Annotated in this window: 1 protein-coding gene; it reads left to right on the forward strand. The window is 37.1% G+C overall.

What is annotated here, in order from left to right:
- The first annotated feature begins 577 nt into the window (after positions 1 to 577).
- Positions 578 to 799, forward strand: coding sequence for a hypothetical protein (locus FC20_RS09520; RefSeq protein ID WP_056945401.1), 222 nt, complete (start codon positions 578 to 580; stop codon positions 797 to 799).
- Positions 800 to 1,310: the final 511 nt, after the last annotated feature.

A 1,310-nucleotide genomic window follows, 5' to 3' on the forward strand; every position in this document is an offset into this window, starting at 1 on the left:
TATAAAAATAAGTAACGCCGGTTTTCACGTTGTGATTTGCGAAGATATTCTAATCCAAATATCGAGCAATAATTATTTCAAAAAAATTCTTTTATCGATTCGCAAAAGATTTGGTACCACCGCCCTTTGACAATTGAACATAAATCGTGCCGCTACGTAGCTGTCATAGCGGAATAACACGATCATCAAACTCATACATGGGACGGCTAGGATTATTTACGAGAAGTCATTAACATTAACGAGCTGCTGTGAGCGCCGACGCTTTGTTTTAGTAAATATACTAATTCGGGGGAAATCGGCCATAGCTCCCAACGTTAGATGAATATAGACTTCGTAGGTTAGCGGGACATGCCAAATCTCGTTCTTCACTCGCGCAGTACAAGGGATCATTAACAGAATCTTTTCTTAAAAAAAGGTTGCTGAATATGGATCACGTAGGTTTCAGATCAAGCCATAATCTGGATAAGCGCTTTGAGTGTCGTTTAGGTCAGACGGCTCAAAACCAAAAGCCGTTACTATCTTCGCAAATCACAACGCGAAAGTTGCATATAATAATCACACAAAGAGAGGTAAAGAAATGTTAAGAACCAAAGAAACACCACTAATAACAGAAGTGATCGCGTATATGCGAATAGAGCATATGAGAGAAATACCTTTGCTTTCCTATATCGAGAAAAAAAAGATTGGCCCTGATCAAAGAGTGTTGCTCTTGGCGCAACTACACAGAAGTGAAGTCGTTGGTATCAAGTACAAGTATGACGGGCCCAACCTTCAGACGATTATTTTTCAAAAAAAGTAGTAAACAAAATTTTAGTTAGTTTTAAGTAGCCACGCCGTAATCTTCTTATTTAGCTTCTTTTTTAAAGTCAATAGCATTCGTGATGATAAAGCGGGTGCGTTGGGACACATTCCTTCCAATACAGATTACTAATACTGCGGAGTGGCTACTTAAAGCTAACTAGAAAAAAGATGAAGATTTGCGAAAGTGTTTTGAAAAAAAATATACAAAATGAATGTGCTCCACTGAGACCTTTTCGGTTTAATAAAGCCAGCATACTTTGATTAATTAGTTTGGAAGACAAAAGAATTCACCATTCGCTAGTCAAAATCAAACGGAAAAATGACAATGCGCACTTCCTTAAAAATAGAACCGCGGTGCGCAAAGAAATTGGTTAATCAAATAATTAAAAAGCTACACTGTCTTTGCTGGTTTTATTAAACCGAAAAGGTACTTTAGTCTTCAATTTAGGTGCTGATCCGTAGCAAATTTCTTACCCCAAAAAGTTCTATAAATTGACGTTTATCAAAAA

Source organism: Lactobacillus equicursoris DSM 19284 = JCM 14600 = CIP 110162 (assembly GCF_001434815.1).
Classification (GTDB): Bacteria; Bacillota; Bacilli; order Lactobacillales; family Lactobacillaceae; genus Lactobacillus; species Lactobacillus equicursoris.